This window comes from Saccharothrix coeruleofusca, assembly GCF_014648515.1.
GTDB lineage: Bacteria > Actinomycetota > Actinomycetes > Mycobacteriales > Pseudonocardiaceae > Actinosynnema > Actinosynnema coeruleofuscum.
The window spans coordinates 846709-865955 of sequence record NZ_BMRG01000001.1 but is presented as its reverse complement, the minus strand read 5'-3'; the positions used below and the strand labels follow the sequence as shown (position 1 = coordinate 865955).

Below are 19247 nucleotides of genomic sequence, written 5' to 3'. Positions count from 1 at the left end.
CCGACTTGGCGGCTCGCTCGGACCGCGTGGTGGTCGTCGGTGTCCAGCTGGCCTCGGCCGACCAGTTCAGGGGCACGGACACGGGCACGGCCTCGATCAGTCGTCATGAGGGACAGCACGACGCCTGGAGGCATCTCGCGACCCCACCCAGCTGGCCCGGCTTTCGTTTTGTTCGTTTTCCACTACACTGGCGACCATGACAGCGGCAGCGTGCGAACGAACGGTATTGCCACCGGCCAGTCCGGAGAGCTTGTCGCCGTGGGTTGCCGCGCTGGCCAGGCATGGCCACGAAAACGCCAGCCTCATCGCCCCCGACGGCACCCGGCTGGAACTGCCTCCCGAGGTGTTCGAGGTGCTGCGGGATGTGGTGGCCGCCATGTCGCAAGGGCTGGCGATCACCGTCGCCCCTCAGCACACCGTGTTGACCACGAGCGAGGCCGCCCACCTCTTGGGTGTTTCACGACCGACTCTGGTGCGCCTGCTCGAAGCAGGTGAAATCCCTTATGAACAGCCGAACCGACACCGTCGAGTGCGCTTGGCGGACCTCCTCGCCTACCGCGAGCGCGCTCGTCGGTCCCGCGCGGCGGGGTTGGACGACATGGTGCGCACCAGCGAGGAGGACGGGCTGTACGACATCCCCTTGGACGAACCGTTCGAGCGGATGCCCACGGACGACGACAGGTGATCCTTGTTTCCCGTTTTCTTTGACGCCTGCGTGCTGTTCAAGCCCTACCTGTGCGACACGGTGTTGAGCATCGCGGAGTGCGGCATCTACCGCCCCCTGTGGTCGAGGGACGTGCTCACCGAACTGGAGCGCAATCTTCGGAAGCGGGGGGTGTCCGAGGAGCAAGTCGCTCGCAGGCTCGATCGGATGAGCCACCACTTCCCCGATGCTGAGGTCCTCGGGTACGAGGGTTTGGTGGACGCGATGAGCAACCACCCGAAGGACCGGCACGTTCTCGCCGCAGCGGTACGCGGCGGGGCGGAGGTGCTGGTCACCGAGAACCTGAAAGACTTTCCCAAAGCCGCGCTCGACCCCTACGACATCATCGCCATGCACCAGGACGACTTCCTCCAGGACCAACTCGACCTGGCACCCGGAGCCGTCCTGGCAGCTCTGCGACGCCAGACGTCCCGCTACCGGAAGTACCCGCGCTCAGTGGAGGACCTGCTCGACGTACTCGGCAACGCGGGGCACGGGTGCCCGAGGTTCGCGGCAGCTTGTCGCAACGAGCACCGCTTCGGTATCTGGAGAGACTGACACGCCCGTCACAAGTCGCCGCGCGGTTCACTCCCGCGCCGAGGGGACGTCCTCCCTCGACGTGGGGCGAACCCGTGCGACCAGGGAGGCGAGCAGGGCGAGCCGGTCCGCGCTCTCCGGGTGTTCGGCGGCGGGGTGGTAGACGACCAGCCACTGGTCGCCGATGTCGTCGACGACGAGCTTGGAGAGGTTCAGCTCCATCGGGCCGACCTGGGGGTGGTCGACGTGAACGGGTCCGCCTCGGGCGGGCCGCACGTCGTGGCGGGCCCACGCCCGCTGGAACGCGGCGCTGGCCAGCGACAGCTCTCCCACCAGCCGCACGACCCGCGGGTCGTCGAGGTCGGTTCCCACGCGCTTGCGGAACATCGCGACCATCTCGCGCTGGTCGAAGCGCACTCGCCCCTCCGTGCCGAGGAAGGCCGCGCGCAGCAGGTTCTCACCGGTTTCGAACTCCGGGGAGAGGGCGCGCGCGAGCGAATTGCTCGCGAGCACGTCCAGGTACCGCCCGCCGACGAACGCGGGCATGGTGAGCGAGTGGACCAGTTCCACGATCCGGGGGGCGACGGTCTCCCGGCGGCGTGGGGTGCGACGCGGGCGCGGCCTGGCGGCACCCAGTTCGAGCAGGTGCTCGGTGGAGGACTCGTCCAGTCGCAGCACCCCGGCGATGGCTTCGAGCACCTGCGCGGAGGGGTTCCGGTTCCGCCCCTGTTCGAGCCGGTGGTAGTAGTCCGAGCTGATGCCCGCGAGCATGGCCACTTCTTCGCGGCGCAATCCCGGAACCCGGCGCCGCGAGTCCTCGGGCAGGCCGACGGCTCCCGGTGACACCAGCTCACGCCGAGCGCGCAGGTAGTCGCCGAGCCGGTTCGCGCTTCCCGCGCCGGTCTCCGCCGTCATCACCGCCGATCGTAGTTCTCCCGACGTGGCGCTGACTGGCACTGACGTTCCTAGGGTCGCGATGGCCTTTCCCGTGGGCCGCGGGTGGCGCACGGTTGCCGGGAGCGCGGCTTGCCCCCGGCACGAGCGCTCGTCCGGCATCGCAACGTCCATCGGAGGAGTGGCCGAAGTGCCCGAGAACCGCATCGCTCTGATCACCGGCGCCAACCAGGGAATGGGAGAGCAAGTCGCGAAGGAACTGGCCGCTGACGGCGTGCGGGTGTTCGTGGGCGCCCGCGACCTCGTGCGCGGCGAGGCGGCGGCCGCGATGATCGGCGAGAGGGCCACGGCGGTCCAGCTCGACGTGACCGACCCGACGTCGATCGCCTTGGCGGCCCAGCGGATTCGCGACGAGGCGGGTCGGCTCGACCTCCTGGTCAACAACGCCGCCATCGCCACCACCCGCACCGGCGCCACCATGGCCGAACTGCGCGCCAGGTCAGCGGCGAGCGTCGTCCCCCTCGACGAGGTGCGCGCCGTCTGGGAGGTGAACGTCTTCGGCGTCCTGGCGGTGTACCAGGCCATGCTCCCGCTGCTCCGCCGGTCACCGGACGCGCGCGTCGTGAACGTCACGAGCGCGCTCGGCTCGCTGACGATCGCCGCCGACCCGAACTTCCGCTACCACTCGTCCTTCGAGCCGGTCTACGCCGCGTCGAAGTCCGCGCTCAACGCGGTGACGCTGGCGATGATGATCGAGCTGGAGGACACCGACATCAAGGTCAACCTGGTCTCGCCGGGGTTCGCCAACACCGCGCTGGTCAACTTCGAGGGGACGGAATCGGTCGAGGAGGCCGCCCGCGAGGTGGTGCGCGTCGCCCGGCTCGGCCCCGACGGGCCGTCCGGCACCTTCACCAGCTGGGAAGACGTGGACCTGCCGTGGTGACGTCCGCCGGGAGCTGAGCGGCCACGGCGGCGCGGAAGCGCTGGAACCCGTCCGCGTCGAACACCAGCTGGCCCGCCCCCGGTGCCTTGCTGTCCCGGAAGCGGACCTGTTCCGCGCTCCGCGCCACCTCCGCGCAGTTGCTCGCCCCCGCGCCCGATGTGTGCTCCAAATACACGACGGGCGGGTCCTCCGAATCGCCGAAGTCCACCGCGGTGACACCGCCGAACATGGTGCCGTAGGCCCCAGGGCCGAACGGCAGGATTCGGACGGTGACGTTCTCCCGGTCACCCATCTCCAGCAGGTGCCCGAGCTGGCCGATCAGCACGTCCACGCCACCGATCTCGCGCGTGATCACGGACTCGTCGAGGAACGCGCGGAGTCGGAGCGGGTCGGTCCCGGTCAGCCTGCGCTGCCGCTCCAGCCGGGAGGTCACGTACCGCGTCCGGCGAATTCGCTTCCGATTCCGCTTGGAGGAAATTCCGGAACGCACTGGGACTACGAGCGGGGAAACGTATCCCGACCGCGTCGTCCTTGGCGTCCTCCCACGGTTGGACCGCATTGGCGCTGCCGCTCGGTCGCCCGGTAGAACCCGAGCATCGCCTGGAGTTCCGCACGGCGACAACGGGCGTGGCCGCTCTCCACCCGGTTCACGGTGGGCCGCGAGATGCCCAGCTTGCGCCTGCGTCGGGTTTGCGTGTTCGCCATGCCGCCACTCTCTTGGGCAATCGACCCACAATAAGATCACCCAATCGTGGCGAGTTAATTAAGCACGTGCGCTGATAACGTGCCAGACATCGGCGAGACCGCTGCCGAAAGGGCTCTCATGGATAACAGATTGCACGGGATGCCTTCTTCGCCGTTCTTCACGATCACCCGCGAAACCTGACCCACGCGACGCTTAAGCGGGGAATGCCCTGACCGACCTCAGCGGCGCACGGAGCGCGGCCCCAGGGTGGCCGCGCCCAGCGCGGTCACGCGGGCCCGCAGGGCGCGGTCGGCGGTGACCACCGCGACGGTTCGGCCCGCGCCTTCGGACCGGACGACCTCCACGATCGCGTCGTCGCCGGACCCCGGCGCGGAGACCACCCGCACGCCGGGGACCGGTGGGACGTCGCGGGCCTTGCCCTCGACCACGAGGACGACCTCCAGCGGGCCGGGGGCGAAGCGGGGCAGACCGGCGGAGGCGAGCGGGACCAGGGAGTCGCGCAGCCGCGCGACCGCGCCCGCGCGGTCGCGCCACCAGCCGTCGGGCACCGAGCCGACCACGTTGGCCGCGTCCACGACCAGGAGCGGGGAAGTCACCGCCCCATGGTCCCGGACATGGGAAAACCCCGGGTGCTGCCAGGTCGGGGGGCTGACAGCACCACGGGGCCACCTGCTTCATCGAGACACCACCGCGGACTGTTACAGAACCCACACGGTGTGCTCCAGATCACTCTCCGGACAGCAGCGAGCCCCTGCCGCGCGGGAGGTGCGGCAGGGGCTCGTGCTGTTCCCCCAAGGAGGTTCGCGCGGGTGACTCGGGGGCGCGCCCGGTGTCGATCGGGCGGTCACCTCGCGCGAGGGTTCGGCGCGGGAGAGGTCAGCGCAGGTTGGCGACCTGGGACTGCGCGATGGCGATCAGCTCGTGCCGCATCGCCGGGGTGGGCGCCGTGTCGATCGCGCGAGCGACGGCCTTGCGGTTGCGAGCCTCGACACGACGAGCGCGGAGCTTCGCAGTGAAGTTCACGGGGTTCATCCCTCTCAAGTCTTCTCGGTGCTGTGCCTCAAGTATGCACCTTCAGGACGCGCGATGCACCCGATTATCCGGTGAGTTGGGGCACAGGCCGGCGAATCCCCGGCAGCTACGGCCTCAGCGCCGACGATTCTCCTGCCCGCTCAGCGCGGGTGACGGCTTGCGCGCGGCCCGCCGGATCGGTTGGCTGGCCCGATGGCCGAGGTGGTGACCAAGGGCGTGGGCAGGGTCGAGCGGACCGCCGACCGCGCGCAGGTGGACGTGAGCTTCGAGGCGGCGGGCGCGACCCGCGACGAGGCGGCGCGCGCGCTGACCGAGCGCGTTTCCGCCGTCGAGCCGCTGTTGCGGCGCGACGGGGTGGAGGTGCGCACGCGGCAGCTGTCGGTGCACGACAACTGGGACGGCCAGCGGCGCTCGGGTGCCCGCGCGGTGCAGCGGTACGTGCTGCGGGTGACCGACCTGACCGGCCTGGACGACCTGCTCGGCGCGCTCGTGGGGGCCGAGCCCACCTGGCTCAACGGCCCGACCTGGGAGTTGGCCGAGGACGCCGAGGCCGTCCGCGAGGCGCAGCGCGCGGCCGTGGCCGACGCCCGCCGCCGCGCCGAGGGCTACGCCGAGGCGCTGGGCGTCCGGCTGGGCGTGCTGCTGCGGCTGTCCGACGGCGACGGCGAGGTGTGGGCGGCCGAGGGCGCGAGCCGCGTGATGGCCTTCGGCGCAGGCGGCTCGCCGGGCGAGCCGCCGCGCATGGACCAGCTCAACCTGGAGGCCCAGCAGATCGTGGTGACGGTCCGCTGCACCGCGTCCTGGTCGCTGCTGGACTGACTACCGCTCGACGATGGCCGTGACGCCCTGGCCGCCCGCCGCGCAGATCGAGATCAGGCCGCGTCCCGAGCCCTTCTCGGCCAGCAGCTTGGCCAGCGTGGCCACGATCCGGGCGCCTGTCGCCGCGAACGGGTGACCTGCGGCCAGCGAGGAGCCGTTGACGTTGAGCTTCGCCCGGTCGATGGACCCCAGCGGCGCGTCCAGGCCCAGCTTGGCCTTGCAGAACTCGGCGTCCTCCCACGCTTTGAGGGTGGCCAGCACCTGCGACGCGAACGCCTCGTGGATCTCGTAGAAGTCGAAGTCCCGCAGGGTGAGCCCGGCGCGGGCGAGCATCCTGGGCACGGCGTAGGCGGGGGCCATGAGCAGCCCTTCGCCGCCGTGCACGTAGTCGACCGCGGCGGTCTCGGTGAAGGTCAGGTAGGCCAGCACGGGCAGCTTCCGCTGGGCCGCCCACTCCTCGCTGGCCAGCAGCACGGCGGACGCGCCGTCGGTCAGCGGGGTGGAGTTGCCCGCCGTCATGGTCGCGCCCTCGCCCTTGCCGAACACCGGCTTGAGCTTGGCCAGCCGCTCCGCCGAGGAGTCCGGCCGCAGGTTCTGGTCCCTGGTCAGGCCCTGGAAGGGGGTCACCAGGTCGTCGAAGAAGCCCCGGTCGTAGGCGGCGGCGAGGTTGCGGTGGCTGGCTGCGGCCAGCTCGTCCTGCTCGGCGCGGCCGATGCCCCACTCCCGCGCGGTGATCGCCGCGTGCTCGCCCATGGACAGGCCGGTGCGCGGCTCGCCGTTGCGCGGCAGCTCGGGGATGACGTGCTTGGGCCGCAGCTTGGTCAGCAGCTTGAGCCGCGCCCCGACGCCGCGGGCCCGGTTGAACTCCAGCAGCACCGAGCGCAGGCCCTCGTTGACGCCGATGGGCGCGTCGCTGGTGGTGTCCACGCCGCCCGCGATGCCGGAGTCGATCTGCCCGAGGGCGATCTTGTTGGCCACCGCGATGACCGCCTGCAGGCCGGTGCCGCACGCCTGCTGCATGTCGTAGGCGGGGGTTTCGGCGGACAGCTTGCTGCCCAGGACGGCTTCGCGGACGAGGTTGAAGTCCCGGCTGTGCTTGAGCACCGCGCCCGCGACGACCTCGCCCAGCCGCTCGCCGCGCAGCCCGAAGCGGCTGACCAGGCCGTCCAGCGCGGCGGTGAGCATGTCCTGGTTCGACGCGGTGGCGTAGGGGCCGTTGGACCGGGCGAACGGGATGCGGTTGCCGCCGAGGATGGCAACTCGCCGGGTGCTGGGCATGTCGTCCTCCGGGTGCGGGGCTGTGCCCGCCAGACTACCTACTCACCAGTAGACTTACCAGTCAGTAGGGAGTGTGATGTGCCCATGGATCGGTACCAGTCGTTCGCCCAGTCCGCGATCGGGCGGTTCGTGGTGGGCAAGCTCGGCCTGCCCAACCCGCACCCGCTGCGCCGCCACTCGCCCGACCGGCCACCTCTGGACGGGCCGGTCCTGCTCGGCGGCGGCGGTCGCCTCGTGGAACCGGTGCGCGCCGTGCTCACGTCGGCCGGCCTGGACACGGCGGTCCCGGCGACCGACGCCGACCGCTACGCCGCGCTCGTCTTCGACGCCACCGGCATCGACAGCACCGAGCGGCTGCGCGAGCTGTACGACTTCTTCCACCCGGTGATCCGCAAGCTCGGCCCGTGCGGGCGCGTCGTCGTCCTGGGCACGCCACCGGAGCAGGCCGCCTCCCGGATCGCGCAACGCGCGCTGGAAGGCTTCACGCGCAGCGTGGGCAAGGAGCTCAAGCGCGGCGGCACGGCCCAGCTCGTCCACGTCGCCGAGGGCGCGGAAGGCGGCGTGGAGTCCACCCTGCGGTTCCTGCTCTCCGGCCGGTCCGCCTACGTCTCCGGCCAGGTCGTCCGGATCGGCGCGGCCGAGGTCGAGCGGCCGGAGGACTGGGACCGGCCGCTGGCGGGCAAGGTCGCCCTGGTCACCGGCGCGTCGCGGGGCATCGGCGCGGCCATCGCCGAGGTGCTCGCCCGCGACGGCGCGCACGTGGTGTGCCTGGACGTGCCCGCGCAGGGCGCCGAGCTGTCCGAGGTGGCCAACCGGGTCGGCGGGTCGGCGCTCCAGCTCGACATCACCTCCGCCACCGCCCCCGGCCGCATCGTCGACCACCTCACCCAGCGCCACGGCGGCGTGGACGTCGTCGTGCACAACGCGGGCATCACCCGCGACCGCACGCTGGGCCGCATGGACGCCGCCGGGTGGGACGCGGTGATCGAGGTGAACCTGGCCGCCCAGGAGCGGGTCAACGCGGCGCTGGTCGAGGCAGGCGCGCTGCGGTCCAACGGCCGCGTCATCGGCGTGTCGTCCATCGCGGGCATCGCGGGCAACGTCGGCCAGACCAACTACGCCACCACCAAGGCGGGCGTGATCGGCATGGTGGACCAGCTCTCCGCCGAGCTGGCGGGCCGGGCCACGGTCAACGCCGTCGCGCCGGGGTTCATCGAGACCAGGATGACCGCCGCCGTGCCGCTGCTCATCCGCGAGGCCGGGCGGCGGATGAACAGCCTGTCCCAGGGCGGGCTGCCGGTGGACGTGGCGGAGACGGTCGCGTGGTTCGCCCACCCCGCGTCGACCGGCGTCACCGGCAACGTCGTGCGGGTGTGCGGGCAGAGCCTGCTGGGGGCGTGATGGCCGGCCTGACGTGGCTGTACGCGAAGGCGGCGGTGACCGCGCCGGCCAAGCGCGGCGACACCTCGTCCGACGCGCTGCCCGACGCGGTGCTCACCGCCGGGGCGGAGGTCGACCGGGCGCACCTCGCCGCGTACGGCCGGGTCTGCGGGTTCGGCGTGCGCGACGAGCTGCCGCCGACCTACCCGCACGTGCTCGCGTTCCCCCTGCACGTCGAGCTGATGACCGGCGCGGACTTCCCGTTCCCGCTGCCGGGGCTGGTGCACGTGGCCAACCGGATCACCCGCACGCGCCCGCTGCTCGCGTCCGAGCCGCTGGAGCTGGTGGTGCGCGCGGAGAACCTGCGCCCGCACGAACGCGGCAGGCAGTTCGACGTGGTCACCACGGCGTCGGTGGACGGCGAGGCGGTGTGGGTCGACGTGTCGACTTATCTGCGCCGCAGTAGCGGGCCCAGTAGCGGGACCAGTGGCGGGACCGGCGGCGGGACCGGCGGTGCGGCGGGCGAGCGCCCGCAGCCGCCCCGGCCGACCGCCTCGTGGCGGGTGCCCGCCGACACCGGCAGGCGCTACGCGGCGGTCTCCGGTGACCGCAACCCGATCCACCTGCACCCGCTGGCCGCGCGGGCGTTCGGCTTCCCACGGGCCATCGCGCACGGGATGTGGACCAAGGCGCGGTGCCTGGCCGCGCTGGCGGGCAGGCTGCCCGACGCCTGCGCCGTGGACGTGCGGTTCAAGGCGCCTCTGCCGCTGCCCGCCCGCGCCGACTTCGCCGCGCGGCCCACGGCGGACGGCTGGCGGTTCAGCGTGTGGAGCGGCGGCAAGCCCTCCCTGGAGGGCACCGTCAGCGGCTGATCTCAGCGGCTGACGTTGTCGGTGAGCGTGCGCAGCAGGCCGCGCAGTTGCGCGGTCTGCTCCTTGCTCAGCCCCATCGCGTCGCCGATGACCGGCGGCACGGCCGCCGCGCGCTCGCGCAGCGCCACGCCGTCGTCGGTGAGCGCGACGATGACCGAGCGCTCGTCCTCCGGGCGGCGCTCGCGGCGCACCAGGCCGTTCGCCTCCAGCCTCTTGAGCAGCGGCGACAGCGTGCCGTAGTCGAGCTGGAGGGCCGCACCGAGGTCCTTGACCGGCACCGCGCCGCGCTCCCAGAGCACCAGCAGCACCAGGTACTGCGGGTAGGTCAGGCCCAGGTCGTCCAGCAGCGGCCGGTACCGCGCGGTGATCACGCGCGAGGCCGCGTAGAGGGCGAAGCAGAGCTGGTCGTCCAGCTCCAGGGTGAACTCGTCGTCCATGGTGTCCTCCTCCGGTGACTGAGACCACAGTACACCCGTGCCCGATTAAGTTGTGCACGATGTAATTGCGCGCTAGCTTTGTTCTTGTCAGCACGGAGCACCACCACCCCGGAGGAGCCGATCATGAGCGTCACCCTCGAACCCGCCGCCGCCGAGTTCGCCGCCGCCACCGCCAACCCGCCCTACCTGTTCGACCTCGGCCCGGTCGAGGGCCGCAAGACCGTCGACGGCGTGCAGTCCGGCGACATCGCCAAGCCCGAGGTCGCCGAGGAGTGGGTGACCGTCGGCTCCGTCCCGGTGCGCCTCGTCCGCCCGGTCGACGCCACCGGCCCGCTGCCGGTCGTGCTCTACATCCACGGCGCGGGCTGGGTGTTCGGCAACGCCCACACCCACGACCGCCTGGTCCGCGAACTGGCCGTCGGCACCGGCGCGGCGGTCGTCTTCCCCGACTACAGCCTCTCGCCCGAGGTCCACTACCCGGTGGCGCTGGAGGAGTCGTACTCGGTGGCGCGGTGGATCACCACCGAGGGCGCCCAGCACGGCCTGGACGCCTCCCGGCTGGCCGTGGCGGGCGACTCGGTCGGCGGCAACATGGCCGCCGCGCTGACCCTGCTGGCCAAGCGGCGCGGCGACGTGGCCTTCACCCAGCAGGTGCTGTTCTACCCGGTGACCGACGCGTCCTTCGACACGCCGTCCTACCACGAGTTCGCCGAGGGCTACTTCCTGCGCCGCGACGCCATGCAGTGGTTCTGGGACCAGTACACCACCGACCCCGCCCAGCGCGCCGAGATCACCGCGTCGCCGCTGCGCGCCACCACCGAGGACCTGGCGGGCCTGCCCGCCGCCCTGGTGATCACCGCCGAGGCCGACGTGCTGCGTGACGAGGGCGAGGCCTACGCCAACAAGCTGCGCGAGGCGGGCGTGCCGGTGACCGCCGTCCGGTACCAGGGCGCGATCCACGACTTCGTGATGCTGAACGCGCTGCGCGGCACCAACGCCGCCGAAGCCGCGATCGACCAGGCCATCTCGGTCCTGAAGAAGGCGCTTTCCTGAGCCCCTTGGATTAGAGCGCCCCGAAGGCCTCTCCGCGCAGGGCCTTCGGGGCGTCGCTCCACGCCTGGATCATGTGCCGGTCGTCGACGGGCACGCCACTGTCCCGCATGTGTCGATCAGCTCCGCGACGATCTCCCGCACCTGCGGGCGCAATTCCTCGACCCGGCGCATGGGGGTGCGCGGCTCGTCCCGGGCCCGCCCCATGGCCGTTGAACGGGCAGAGAGGACGTCCCACTCTGCGGCGGTCATTCGTGAACCCCATCTGAGAACTTACCGAGCGTATGCGCGCCCCGTGGTCAGAGCGCCACCGCTCACCAGTCGTCCCAAGACATCCGCACACGGCCGGAGGTAAAAGGAGAATCAGCCCGACCCGCTTCGGGGACACCCCCTAGGGAATCTTCCGGATAGTCGCGACGGGGCGGCCTGGGTAGTTTTAGGAAATATGACCACATCACGGCCATTGCCCACCACCGAAACCGAGAAGTCCCAGCTCAAGAACGTTCTGGAGAACGGTGAGCGCTACCGGATCTCGGTGGACGCCGTCGTCACGGTGCTGGACGCCGACGCGGTGCGCGCGACAGCTCTGCGCCACCTCGACGAGGTCACCTTCAGCAGCGCCGGAGAACGCGACAGCATGGAGCACCAAGTGCGCGACGACCTCTCGGCAGCGCTGCAGTTCATCCTGAACGCGGAGGGCCTCCTCGGGGACCGCGCGGACGTGTTCATGCGCTCCGCGAGCGCGCGGGTCGAGCGTGACGGAAGCTGATCAGTACGTATCGGCGGAAACCGCTTCGGCGACTCGTTGTGCACGTGGATCGCCGGAGAGTCCCGCAGTTCCGCGAAAACGGCGGTGACGGGTCGTGGCTCCGGCGTCCCGACGTCAGGGGCTGATCAGGACCGCCGCGACGGCGGGTGCCACACGTTGCCCGCCACCAGGTCGCCGAAGCCCATCCACACCAGGTTCATCAGCCTGGCCGCCACGACGCCCGCCGGTTCCGCCGGGTTGTCCAGCCACCAGTCGGCGAGCGACTCGCCCGCGCCGACCAGTGCGGCGGCCAGGCTCTCGGCCTCCTTGTCGCCCGCGCGCGGCACGTCCTGGGAGTCCGCCGAGTGCACCAGCAGCGTCGCCACCAGCGCGATCGCCCGGCCGCGCATGTCGGCCAACTCGGCGGCGAAGGGGCCGCCCTGGGAGCTGGCCTGGCGGTGCAGCACCTGCCAGCTGGCCCGGTTCTCCCCGACGAAGCCGAAGAACGCGCGCAGTCCGCTCCACAGCTGCACGTCCGGCGGCTGGTCGGCCTCGACACCGGTCGCGATGGCCTCGATCATCCGGTTGGACTCGCGGCGGATGCAGGTCGCGAACAGCTCCTCCTTGGACCCGAGGTAGGCGTAGAGCATGGGTTTGGAGATGCCCGCGACCTCGGAGATCTCGTCCATCGACGCGGCGTGGAAGCCCAGCCGCGAGAAGACGTCCACGGCGGCGTCCATGATCTGCCGCTCGCGCACCTCGCGCGGCAGCCTCTTGGCTCGCCCGTTCCGGACCGGTTGGTCAGCGTGCATCGCACCCCCTGAAGGCTGCGCCAAGATTATCGAACCCCCTTGCCGCCTAACCTACTCGCCAGTAGTCTTACCGGGCAGTAGGTAGCGGAGGTGCCCACATGACCATCGACCTCACCACCGAGGCGATCGCCGAACTCGGAGCGCGGGAGCTGATCTCCGCACTCCAACGGCTCCGGCGGCTCCAGCCGGACGACCCGGCGCTGGCCCGCCTCGACATCGACGCCGTGGCCAAGGGCATCGACCCGAAGAAGCTCGACGAGGACGAGTTCGCCGACCTGCTCGACGCGCTGGTCGCCCTCGCCGACAACGCCGCCCACCTCGACCTGTCCGCGATGGACGCGCGCGACTTCGCCCGCGTCATCTCCCGCGCCTCCAAGGGCCAGGTCGAAGCGGTCACCACGCGACCGGGCCTGCGCGAGCGCGTCCTCGACGAGGTCTTCCACCGCATGGAGACGCACTTCCGCAGCGAGCGCGCGGGCTCCACCAGGGCCGTGGTCCACCTCCAGCTCACCGGCGGGTTCGGCGAGGACGGCCTCGACTCCTACGAGGTGGTCATCGAGAACGCCCAGTGCGCCATCACCAAGGGCGCGACGCGCGAGCCGCGCGCCACCGTGACCGTCGGCCCGGTCGAATTCCTCAAGCTGGCCACCGGCAACGCTTCCGCCCCCGTGCTGTTCATGACCGGCAAGCTGAAGGTCAAGGGGGACCTCGGTTTCGCCGCCGGCTTCATGAGCCTGTTCAACATCCCGAAGGCGTGAGGGGACCATGGGCGGTTTTTCGCTGGAGCTCAACGAGGACCAGACCGACCTGCGCGACTGGGTCCACGGCTTCGCCGAGGACGTGATCCGGCCCGCCGCGGCCGAGTGGGACGAGCGGGAGGAAACCCCGTGGCCGGTCATCCAGGAAGCGGCCAAGATCGGCCTGTACGGGTTCGAGTCGCTGGCCACGTGGTTCGCCGACCCCCTGGGCCTGTCCCTGCCCATCGCCACCGAGGAGCTGTTCTGGGGTGACGCGGGCATCGCGCTCGCGCTGATGGGCACCGGCCTGGCCGCAGCGGGCATCTTCGCCTCCGGCCAACCCGAGCAGCTGGCCGAGTGGGTGCCCGAGTGCTTCGGCACCGAGGACGACCCGAAGCTGGCCGCGTTCTGCGCCTCCGAACCGCAGGCGGGCTCGGACGTGGCGGGCTACCGCACCCGCGCGGTCTACGACGAGAAGACCGACGAGTGGGTCATCAACGGGCAGAAGGCGTGGGCCACCAACGGCGGCATCGCCAACGTCCACGTGGTCACCGCCGTGGTGGACCCGACCCTGGGCGCACGCGGCCAGGCGGGTTTCGTCGTGCCGCCCGGCACGCCCGGCCTGTCCTCCCCCGGCAAGATCAAGAAGCACGGGATGCGCGCTTCGCACACCGCGGACGTGTTCTTCGACGACGTGCGCGTGCCCGGCCGGTGCCTGCTGGGCGGCAAGGAACGCCTGGACGCCCGCCTGGCCCGCGCCCGCGAGGGGCAGCGCGCGGGCGGCCAGGCCGCCATGGCCACGTTCGAGACCACCCGCCCCACCGTCGGCGCGATGGCGGTCGGCGTGGCGCGGGCGGCCTACGAGTACGCGCTGGACTACGCCAAGGACCGCGAGGCGTTCGGGCGGAAGATCATCGAGAACCAGTCCATCGCGTTCGACCTGGCCAACATGAAGATGGAGATCGACGCGGCGCGACTGCTGGTGTGGCGGGCGGCGTGGATGGGGCGCAACAACGTGCCGTTCACGGCGGGCGAGGGCTCGATGTCCAAGCTCAAGGCGGGCGAGGTGTCGGTGTGGGCCACCGAGCGCGCGATCCACATCCTCGGCGGGGCCGGGTACACGCGGGAGCACCCGGTGGAGCGGATGCACCGGGACGCCAAGATCTTCACCATCTTCGAGGGGACCAGCGAGATCCAGCGGTTGGTGGTGGCCAGGGCCATCTCGGGGATGCACATCAAGTGAGTTGATCTCCCCAGACCGTCGTCAGGCCGTCTGGGAGGTGGACGGGGTCTTTCGGGCGCGGAAGACCCCGTCCACTGCTTTGCGGGCTCGCTGGTGGCTGGACGGCAGCAGGTGCGTGTACGTCCGGAGCGTGAAGCCGGGGTCTTCATGACCGAGGTACTCCGCCAGTTCCTTGATGGACACGCCCTGCGCCAGAAGCACCGAGGCGTAGAGGTGCCGCATCGCGTGCATCCCGTCCTGTCGCTTCTCGTAGGTCAGTCCCGCCCGCTTGAAGGCGGGCACCCACACCACCTTGTTGAACAGGTCGCCGCTGTAGACACCGCCGTCCTCGCGGACCATCAACAGGTTGACCGTCACCCGGCTGCCTCTCGGCTGGTCCCACGGCAGCGTGACGGCCGTAGGCGGGTACATCTCCATGTAGGCGTCGATCGCTTCGAGCACACCCGCCGCCAGCGGCACCTGGCGCTCCTTGTTCCGCTTGGGCAGGGAGAAGACCAACCCCCGGTTGATGGACCTGATCTGCCGCCGAACGTTGATGATCATCGAGTCACGGTCGATGTCGTCGGGGGAGAAGGCCAGGATCTCCCCCTGCCGGAGGCCGCAGCCAGCGCCCAGCGGAGTCACGATCTTGAAGCGCGCGTCCAACGCCAACTGAAGCTTGTGCAGGCGCGATTCAGCCCACGGCACCACCTTCCGCGATGACCGCTGGGGACGCTTGATGCTGTTGACCTTGCACGGGTTTCGGTGAATGCGCTTGTCGTCCACCGCCGAATTCATGATCGACGACAGGGTCTCGAACAACACGGCCTGGTAGGTCGCTCCGAGGCCCTTCTCCTGCAGCTCACCCAGCCAGTCCCGGACGAGCTGGGGAGTGATCGCGCCGACTTGGCGGTGCCCGAAGAAGGGGTAGATCTGACTGCGGAGCCGACTCGCGATGGTCTGGCGAGTCGCCGCGTCCGCCGAGTAGCCCTTGAGCCAGCTCTCGGCTTGGTCGCGGAGCAGCGTCTTGCCCGCGTTGGGATCGATGTACTTCCCCTCGCGCTTGTCCGACTCCATCTCGATCAGGAAGTCTTCGGCCTTCTTCTTCTGGCGGTCCGGAAAGCTCTTGGACCGCTCTACACCGTCCGGGTCGATGTAGCGCACCTTGTAGCGCAAACCCGTGCCGTACAACGAGGTCTTGACCCTGGTGACCTCCTGCGTCACCGGATCTTTGACCTCCTTCCACCAGCGGTCCTGCACATGCCCCATGACAGACCTCTCCTGTGAGTCGAATTGCCGAAAGTTCTAGGCCGCCTCTTGGCCGAGGCTGTTGAACCATTCGCGGACTTGGGCTGGGTCCCACCGCAGGTGCTTGCCGACCTTGCGGGCAGGTGGCCCATAGTTCTTGGTGCGCCAGCCACGGATGGTGTGCACCGGCACGCCGAGGAAGGCCGAGAGGTCGTCAACGCTCCACAGCCGGTCGAACTCGTTCGCGCTCATCGCCGTCCCCCCTTGCTCGCTCAGGCTGCCTGTGGAACTGCCGAAAGATCCGGCGGTGCGCCGCTGGCCGCGAGCAAGGCCCGGTCGTATTCGGCCTTCCACGTGACCCGTTGGGCGATGGCGTGCATGAGCAGGTGCGCGCGTGGTGGCACGTTGGGGTCGCCGGGGCGGACCTTGTGCCAGACGAGCTGGGACCGGTCGGGTTCGGGCTTCTCGATGCCCACGGCCTTGAGCGCTTCCAGGACGAAGCGCCGCCGGTCGGCCTTGTGGTCGGCCAGGGTCTTGCCCGACCACTTGCGCGAGACCAGCACCCGCCGACCGGGCAGGCCCAACGTGGTTCGGCGGTGGGCGCGGCCCTTGCAGTGCCCCGGCGTGGTGCGCGAGCCCGCTCCGCGTGGCTGGACGCCGTAGAGCAGCCACACCGGGCAGCGCTCCGAGCACGGCGTCACGGCCAGCTCGTCCGCCAGGCGGTCCGCGTGCCGCCGTTGCCGGTCGGTGCGCTGCTCGACCACCTCACCGATGGACTTGGTGAGGTACTTGGTCAGGTAGCCGATGTGCCGCCCGGCTTCCTCCGAGCCGCCGAGGATGCCTTTGGAGTGCACCTGGCGGCCGAAGGTCACCACGTGCGCGGGCTGCTCGACCGCTTCCACCGCGTCATCCCAAGCCGTCAACGGCGCACGGGTGTCGGGGTCGACGAACGCTTCGGCGCGCGGGTCCCACACCGGCAGGTGCTCACCGCTGTAGCGGCGTTCGTCGTGCCGAGGCCACCACACCTGGTGATAGGTCGCCGCGGTGACAAGCCGGATCGTCTCGTGCGGGATCGAACCGCGGATTGCCGCGTGCAGGTGGGGCGCCGCCCGCCGCTGGGGTTCGACGGTGGCGAAGTACTGCACATCCCACCCGACGACGCGGCGCAGGTTCTGCCACCACCGGTCGACCAGGGAGGCGAAGTGCACCGCGTCCCGAGCCGCCCGCCGGTAGTCGTAGGTGTCCGGATCGACCGGCGTGCCGTCATCGCGCACGCGGCCGTAGGTGTCGAGGGTGAGGGTGACGAACATCGAGGGCCGGAACCCGCCCGCGTACTCACGGCCGATGGTGCGCTTCTCGACCCGCCGCCGGGGCAGGTTCGGCGCGTCCTGCCGCCGCCTGGTGGACCGCTTCACCGGCCGCCTGCCGGGTGCGTCGGGCGAGGGCAAGCGGCCCCGCACCCCGAGTTGCCGAAGTTCCGCGTCCACGGAGTGGATCTCCTCGCGCAGCTCGTCGGCATCGCCCGCGTGACCGGCCTCGACCGCCTCCCGGTACGCCGCCACGAGGTCGGCCCGGAAGGTCAGCAGCTCCTTCTGATCGTGCGTGGGCGGGTCGGGGGTGAAGTCGGGTTCTGCGGTCATGTGCCAGCCCTCGCGGCACTGGGCCATGCGCAGCGCCTTGGCCTTGCGCGCACACGGGGCACAGACGCTCTCGACCGTGGAGCCGCAGGGCACGGCGACGTAGCGCACTTCGTAGCTGCCCCGGTCCTCCACCTCCATCGTGAACGGCCGCACGCACACCCCGTGCTGTTCTGCGGCGGCCTTGGCCACGTCCAGCGCCATTGGTTGGCGCATCCGCTCCGCGCGGGTGCCGGTCATCAGGCCGCCACCCCCTCAGCGCCGCCGGAGGTGGGGAAGGGCCGGACTTCACCGGCCCGGAAGTAGTCCCTCAGCGTTACCAGGTCGGCGTCGGTGACGTGGAAGGCCCGAGCCCGCTCCGGCTCGCGCTGGCCGTCCTGCTTGACCCAGGCGACACCGGGCGTGTTCTCGCTGATCTCGTGTGCCGCCGCGCCGCGCTGCCGCACCCCGTCCCCGAGCACCATGTCCACCTGTTGCGGCTCGTCCAGCCGCAGCGCCACGCGGGTGCTGAACAGGTGCCGGAAGCCGATGACCTCCTTGCGCGGGTCCTGGACCAGGCCCACGAGCACGTAGCCGGGGGCGCGGCCCTGTGAGGTGATGGTCTGCACCGCGCGTGCGGCACGGTCGCGGAGCTGCCGGTCCGGCTGGTAGGCGATCACGTCCGCCAGCTCGTCCACGACGAGCACGGTCAACGGCTCACCGGTGTCGCGAGCCCACAGCCGCCGGATGCCCCGGTAGCGGGCGGCCCGCTCCTTCACTTCGGTGGCGAGCTGCTCCAACAGCTCGACCGCGTCCGCGCTGTTGTCGAAGATCAGCCGGTCGAAGACGTCGGGGCACTGCCCCAGCTCCATCCCGCCCTTGGGGTCGATGCCGACCAGGCGCACCAGGCCCGCGCGGATGGCCGGGGCGAGCTGCCACACGATCGACCACAACACCGAGCCCTTGCCCGCACCTGGCACGCCGACCACGAGGAGCTGAGACCCGAGCAGTCGCAGCCGCCACGGCTTGCCGGTCTCGGTCCGGCCGACCACCACGCGCTTGAGATCGACACCGGCCGCATCGTCGGCCAGGACCGGCACGGGCAGCGGCCACAGCAGCGGGTCACGGTGGATCAAGTCCAGCTCGATCACCCGAGGCCGCAGTACCCGCACCCGGCAGGAGCGCGCGCCGAAGGAGTGGGCGAGGCTGTCCCGCCGCAGCTCCCAGGCTTCCGGCGACTGGGCGGGGATCATCCGCACCCGCACCCGGTCACGCCAGCCTTCCGAGCGCACCGCGCGCAGGGTGGGCCGGTACTCCCGGCCCCGATCCCGCTTGGCCAGGTCCGCCAGGCGCATCGTGGTCCGCCAGCGCAGGGCGTAGACGCCAGCCCGCCGCCACTGCGACAGCACCGGCCACCACACCCAGCGGCGGAACGAGGAGCGGTGCAGGCCCCACCAGATCAGCAGCACCGCGACGAGCACCAGGAGCAGGAACACCAGCGGCCAGCAGCCCCAGCGCCGCGCCACGACCAGCAGGCCCAGCGGTACCAGGACCACGACGGGGTAGCGGTGCAGCAGCCGCACGACCAGCCGCACCAGCAGCACGACCAGGCCGACCGGTACGGCGATCCACAGCAGCCACCAGGGCAGCAGAACCCACCAGGGCAGGCGCGGACGAGCGATCTCCAGCGGGGCCGGATCGACCCAACGCGAACCGCCGGGCCTAGGCATCGCGCCGCCCGCCGAAGTCGAGGGGAAGGACGCCGAGGCAGGCGTCACAGGTGGTCTGTCCGGGCAGGAGCCGGGCGAAGCGCTTGCACGAGGTGCACCGCTTGGCCGAGGCCCCCGCTGGCGCAGGAGTGCGCCGAGGTTCTACGCTCACGTCTGTTCACTCCGCATCGCGTGGTGGACAGCGCAGGAGCGGCATGGTTGGTAGCCGGTTTCCGCTTCTGCGCCTACGTTCCCCTTGTGCCGCAACAAAGACGTGCGGCATCGCCACGTGACCCCGCAAGATCACGCGGTATGTCCGAACAGGACTAGCTAGGGCTTGCGCGGCAGGGCGATGGCCTCCCCCTTCTGCCGTTCACGGTTGGCCCAGTAGAGCGCTTCGTGGTGATGCCCCCGGTCGACCTCCGCCACGTGGGCGTAGACCTCCGCACTGCGGAGGTAGTACTCACGCAGCACTGCCGGGGCCGAACTCGGGGCGGGCATCAA

General features: G+C 70.8%; 23 protein-coding genes. 10 read left to right on the top strand and 13 right to left on the bottom strand.

Features of this window, described 5'->3' with window-relative positions:
- Nucleotides 1–196: 196 nt before the first annotated feature.
- Nucleotides 197–685 carry a helix-turn-helix domain-containing protein gene (locus IEZ00_RS04455; RefSeq protein ID WP_189221679.1) on the top strand — a complete coding sequence of 163 codons (489 nt, stop codon included), beginning with the start codon at nt 197–199 and terminating at the stop codon, nt 683–685.
- A gap of 3 nt (nt 686–688) precedes the next feature.
- Nucleotides 689–1261: a PIN domain-containing protein gene (locus IEZ00_RS04450; protein ID WP_189221678.1), complete on the top strand. Its 573-nt coding sequence runs from the start codon at nt 689–691 to the stop codon at nt 1259–1261.
- A 27-nt stretch (nt 1262–1288) separates the two neighbouring features.
- Here the strand turns inward: IEZ00_RS04450 and IEZ00_RS04445 are convergent, their stop codons facing one another.
- Entirely contained in the window at nt 1289–2155 is an 867-nt protein-coding gene (locus IEZ00_RS04445; protein WP_189221677.1) for a helix-turn-helix domain-containing protein, read from the bottom strand.
- A 169-nt stretch (nt 2156–2324) separates the two neighbouring features.
- On the opposite strand from IEZ00_RS04445, the gene IEZ00_RS04440 reads away from it, so the two are divergent.
- Nucleotides 2325–3077, top strand: coding sequence for an SDR family NAD(P)-dependent oxidoreductase (locus IEZ00_RS04440; protein WP_209623382.1), 753 nt, complete (start codon nt 2325–2327; stop codon nt 3075–3077).
- Here IEZ00_RS04440 and IEZ00_RS04435 read toward each other — a convergent pair.
- The 3 genes from IEZ00_RS04435 to IEZ00_RS04425 form a co-directional block, all read right to left on the bottom strand.
- A complete protein-coding gene (locus tag IEZ00_RS04435) occupies nt 3043–3510 on the bottom strand; it encodes a DUF397 domain-containing protein (protein WP_189221675.1) in 468 nt (155 codons plus the stop codon). The genes IEZ00_RS04440 and IEZ00_RS04435 overlap by 35 nt on opposite strands.
- 491 nt (nt 3511–4001) lie before the next feature.
- Entirely contained in the window at nt 4002–4379 is a 378-nt protein-coding gene (locus tag IEZ00_RS04430) for a PIN domain-containing protein (RefSeq protein WP_189221674.1), read from the bottom strand.
- 280 nt (nt 4380–4659) lie between these two features.
- Complete coding sequence (locus tag IEZ00_RS04425) at nt 4660–4806, bottom strand: hypothetical protein (protein WP_189221796.1); 147 nt, start codon at nt 4804–4806, stop codon at nt 4660–4662.
- A gap of 201 nt (nt 4807–5007) precedes the next feature.
- Here IEZ00_RS04425 and IEZ00_RS04420 point away from each other — a divergent pair, with 201 nt between their 5' ends.
- On the top strand, nt 5008–5634 hold the full coding sequence (locus IEZ00_RS04420; RefSeq protein WP_189221673.1) for an SIMPL domain-containing protein: 627 nt from the start codon (nt 5008–5010) through the stop codon (nt 5632–5634).
- Here IEZ00_RS04420 and IEZ00_RS04415 read toward each other — a convergent pair whose 3' ends face one another.
- Entirely contained in the window at nt 5635–6912 is a 1278-nt protein-coding gene (locus tag IEZ00_RS04415; RefSeq protein WP_189221672.1) for an acetyl-CoA C-acetyltransferase, read from the bottom strand.
- Nucleotides 6913–6996: 84 nt separating this feature from the next.
- On the opposite strand from IEZ00_RS04415, the gene IEZ00_RS04410 reads away from it, so the two are divergent.
- Entirely contained in the window at nt 6997–8313 is a 1317-nt protein-coding gene (locus tag IEZ00_RS04410) for a 3-oxoacyl-ACP reductase (protein ID WP_189221671.1), read from the top strand.
- A complete protein-coding gene (locus tag IEZ00_RS04405; protein ID WP_189221670.1) occupies nt 8313–9164 on the top strand; it encodes a MaoC/PaaZ C-terminal domain-containing protein in 852 nt (283 codons plus the stop codon). Before IEZ00_RS04410 ends, IEZ00_RS04405 begins: the two co-directional genes overlap by 1 nt.
- A 2-nt stretch (nt 9165–9166) precedes the next feature.
- Here IEZ00_RS04405 and IEZ00_RS04400 read toward each other — a convergent pair whose 3' ends face one another.
- Nucleotides 9167–9601, bottom strand: coding sequence for a MarR family winged helix-turn-helix transcriptional regulator (locus tag IEZ00_RS04400; RefSeq protein ID WP_189221669.1), 435 nt, complete (start codon nt 9599–9601; stop codon nt 9167–9169).
- Between the two features lie 123 nt (nt 9602–9724).
- Here IEZ00_RS04400 and IEZ00_RS04395 point away from each other — a divergent pair, with 123 nt between their 5' ends.
- Nucleotides 9725–10654 (top strand): alpha/beta hydrolase, encoded by a 930-nt coding sequence (locus IEZ00_RS04395; RefSeq protein ID WP_189221668.1) that lies wholly within the window; start codon nt 9725–9727, stop codon nt 10652–10654.
- Nucleotides 10655–10723: 69 nt separating this feature from the next.
- On the opposite strand, the gene IEZ00_RS04390 is transcribed toward IEZ00_RS04395, so the two are convergent.
- A complete protein-coding gene (locus IEZ00_RS04390) occupies nt 10724–10903 on the bottom strand; it encodes a hypothetical protein (RefSeq protein WP_189221667.1) in 180 nt (59 codons plus the stop codon).
- Between the two features lie 193 nt (nt 10904–11096).
- On the opposite strand from IEZ00_RS04390, the gene IEZ00_RS04385 reads away from it, so the two are divergent.
- Nucleotides 11097–11420, top strand: coding sequence for a hypothetical protein (locus tag IEZ00_RS04385; protein ID WP_189221666.1), 324 nt, complete (start codon nt 11097–11099; stop codon nt 11418–11420).
- 125 nt (nt 11421–11545) lie between these two features.
- Here IEZ00_RS04385 and IEZ00_RS04380 read toward each other — a convergent pair whose 3' ends face one another.
- On the bottom strand, nt 11546–12211 hold the full coding sequence (locus tag IEZ00_RS04380) for a TetR/AcrR family transcriptional regulator (protein WP_189221665.1): 666 nt from the start codon (nt 12209–12211) through the stop codon (nt 11546–11548).
- A gap of 98 nt (nt 12212–12309) precedes the next feature.
- Here IEZ00_RS04380 and IEZ00_RS04375 point away from each other — a divergent pair, with 98 nt between their 5' ends.
- Nucleotides 12310–12969, top strand: coding sequence for an SCP2 sterol-binding domain-containing protein (locus tag IEZ00_RS04375; RefSeq protein WP_189221664.1), 660 nt, complete (start codon nt 12310–12312; stop codon nt 12967–12969).
- 7 nt (nt 12970–12976) lie between these two features.
- Nucleotides 12977–14191, top strand: coding sequence for an acyl-CoA dehydrogenase family protein (locus IEZ00_RS04370; protein WP_189221663.1), 1215 nt, complete (start codon nt 12977–12979; stop codon nt 14189–14191).
- 21 nt (nt 14192–14212) lie between these two features.
- On the opposite strand, the gene IEZ00_RS04365 is transcribed toward IEZ00_RS04370, so the two are convergent.
- From IEZ00_RS04365 to IEZ00_RS37930, 5 genes are all read right to left on the bottom strand, one after another.
- A complete protein-coding gene (locus tag IEZ00_RS04365; protein WP_189221662.1) occupies nt 14213–15439 on the bottom strand; it encodes a tyrosine-type recombinase/integrase in 1227 nt (408 codons plus the stop codon).
- 36 nt (nt 15440–15475) lie between these two features.
- Nucleotides 15476–15670, bottom strand: a complete 195-nt coding sequence (locus IEZ00_RS04360; RefSeq protein ID WP_189221661.1) for a helix-turn-helix transcriptional regulator — start codon at nt 15668–15670, stop codon at nt 15476–15478.
- A 20-nt stretch (nt 15671–15690) separates the two neighbouring features.
- Entirely contained in the window at nt 15691–17295 is a 1605-nt protein-coding gene (locus IEZ00_RS04355) for a replication initiator (RefSeq protein ID WP_189221660.1), read from the bottom strand.
- Nucleotides 17295–18764, bottom strand: a complete 1470-nt coding sequence (locus tag IEZ00_RS04350) for an FtsK/SpoIIIE domain-containing protein (RefSeq protein WP_189221659.1) — start codon at nt 18762–18764, stop codon at nt 17295–17297. The genes IEZ00_RS04355 and IEZ00_RS04350 overlap by 1 nt, the downstream gene beginning before the upstream one ends.
- Before the next feature lie 309 nt (nt 18765–19073).
- Complete coding sequence (locus IEZ00_RS37930; RefSeq protein WP_276530094.1) at nt 19074–19244, bottom strand: AMED_5909 family protein; 171 nt, start codon at nt 19242–19244, stop codon at nt 19074–19076.
- Nucleotides 19245–19247: the final 3 nt, after the last annotated feature.

Excerpts from the sequence above, each read along its gene's own strand:
- IEZ00_RS04455 (WP_189221679.1), top strand. The coding sequence starts at position 197 with ATGACAGCGGCAGCGTGCGAACGAACGGTATTGCCACCGGCCAGTCCG.
- IEZ00_RS04445 (WP_189221677.1), bottom strand. The coding sequence starts at position 2,155 with ATGACGGCGGAGACCGGCGCGGGAAGCGCGAACCGGCTCGGCGACTAC.
- IEZ00_RS04420 (WP_189221673.1), top strand. The coding sequence starts at position 5,008 with ATGGCCGAGGTGGTGACCAAGGGCGTGGGCAGGGTCGAGCGGACCGCC.
- IEZ00_RS04415 (WP_189221672.1), bottom strand. The coding sequence starts at position 6,912 with ATGCCCAGCACCCGGCGAGTTGCCATCCTCGGCGGCAACCGCATCCCG.
- IEZ00_RS04410 (WP_189221671.1), top strand. The coding sequence starts at position 6,997 with ATGGATCGGTACCAGTCGTTCGCCCAGTCCGCGATCGGGCGGTTCGTG.
- IEZ00_RS04405 (WP_189221670.1), top strand. The coding sequence starts at position 8,313 with ATGGCCGGCCTGACGTGGCTGTACGCGAAGGCGGCGGTGACCGCGCCG.
- IEZ00_RS04400 (WP_189221669.1), bottom strand. The coding sequence starts at position 9,601 with ATGGACGACGAGTTCACCCTGGAGCTGGACGACCAGCTCTGCTTCGCC.
- IEZ00_RS04395 (WP_189221668.1), top strand. The coding sequence starts at position 9,725 with ATGAGCGTCACCCTCGAACCCGCCGCCGCCGAGTTCGCCGCCGCCACC.
- IEZ00_RS04390 (WP_189221667.1), bottom strand. The coding sequence starts at position 10,903 with ATGACCGCCGCAGAGTGGGACGTCCTCTCTGCCCGTTCAACGGCCATG.
- IEZ00_RS04385 (WP_189221666.1), top strand. The coding sequence starts at position 11,097 with ATGACCACATCACGGCCATTGCCCACCACCGAAACCGAGAAGTCCCAG.
- IEZ00_RS04380 (WP_189221665.1), bottom strand. The coding sequence starts at position 12,211 with ATGCACGCTGACCAACCGGTCCGGAACGGGCGAGCCAAGAGGCTGCCG.
- IEZ00_RS04375 (WP_189221664.1), top strand. The coding sequence starts at position 12,310 with ATGACCATCGACCTCACCACCGAGGCGATCGCCGAACTCGGAGCGCGG.
- IEZ00_RS04370 (WP_189221663.1), top strand. The coding sequence starts at position 12,977 with ATGGGCGGTTTTTCGCTGGAGCTCAACGAGGACCAGACCGACCTGCGC.
- IEZ00_RS04365 (WP_189221662.1), bottom strand. The coding sequence starts at position 15,439 with ATGGGGCATGTGCAGGACCGCTGGTGGAAGGAGGTCAAAGATCCGGTG.
- IEZ00_RS04360 (WP_189221661.1), bottom strand. The coding sequence starts at position 15,670 with ATGAGCGCGAACGAGTTCGACCGGCTGTGGAGCGTTGACGACCTCTCG.
- IEZ00_RS04355 (WP_189221660.1), bottom strand. The coding sequence starts at position 17,295 with ATGACCGGCACCCGCGCGGAGCGGATGCGCCAACCAATGGCGCTGGAC.
- IEZ00_RS04350 (WP_189221659.1), bottom strand. The coding sequence starts at position 18,764 with ATGCCTAGGCCCGGCGGTTCGCGTTGGGTCGATCCGGCCCCGCTGGAG.
- IEZ00_RS37930 (WP_276530094.1), bottom strand. The coding sequence starts at position 19,244 with ATGCCCGCCCCGAGTTCGGCCCCGGCAGTGCTGCGTGAGTACTACCTC.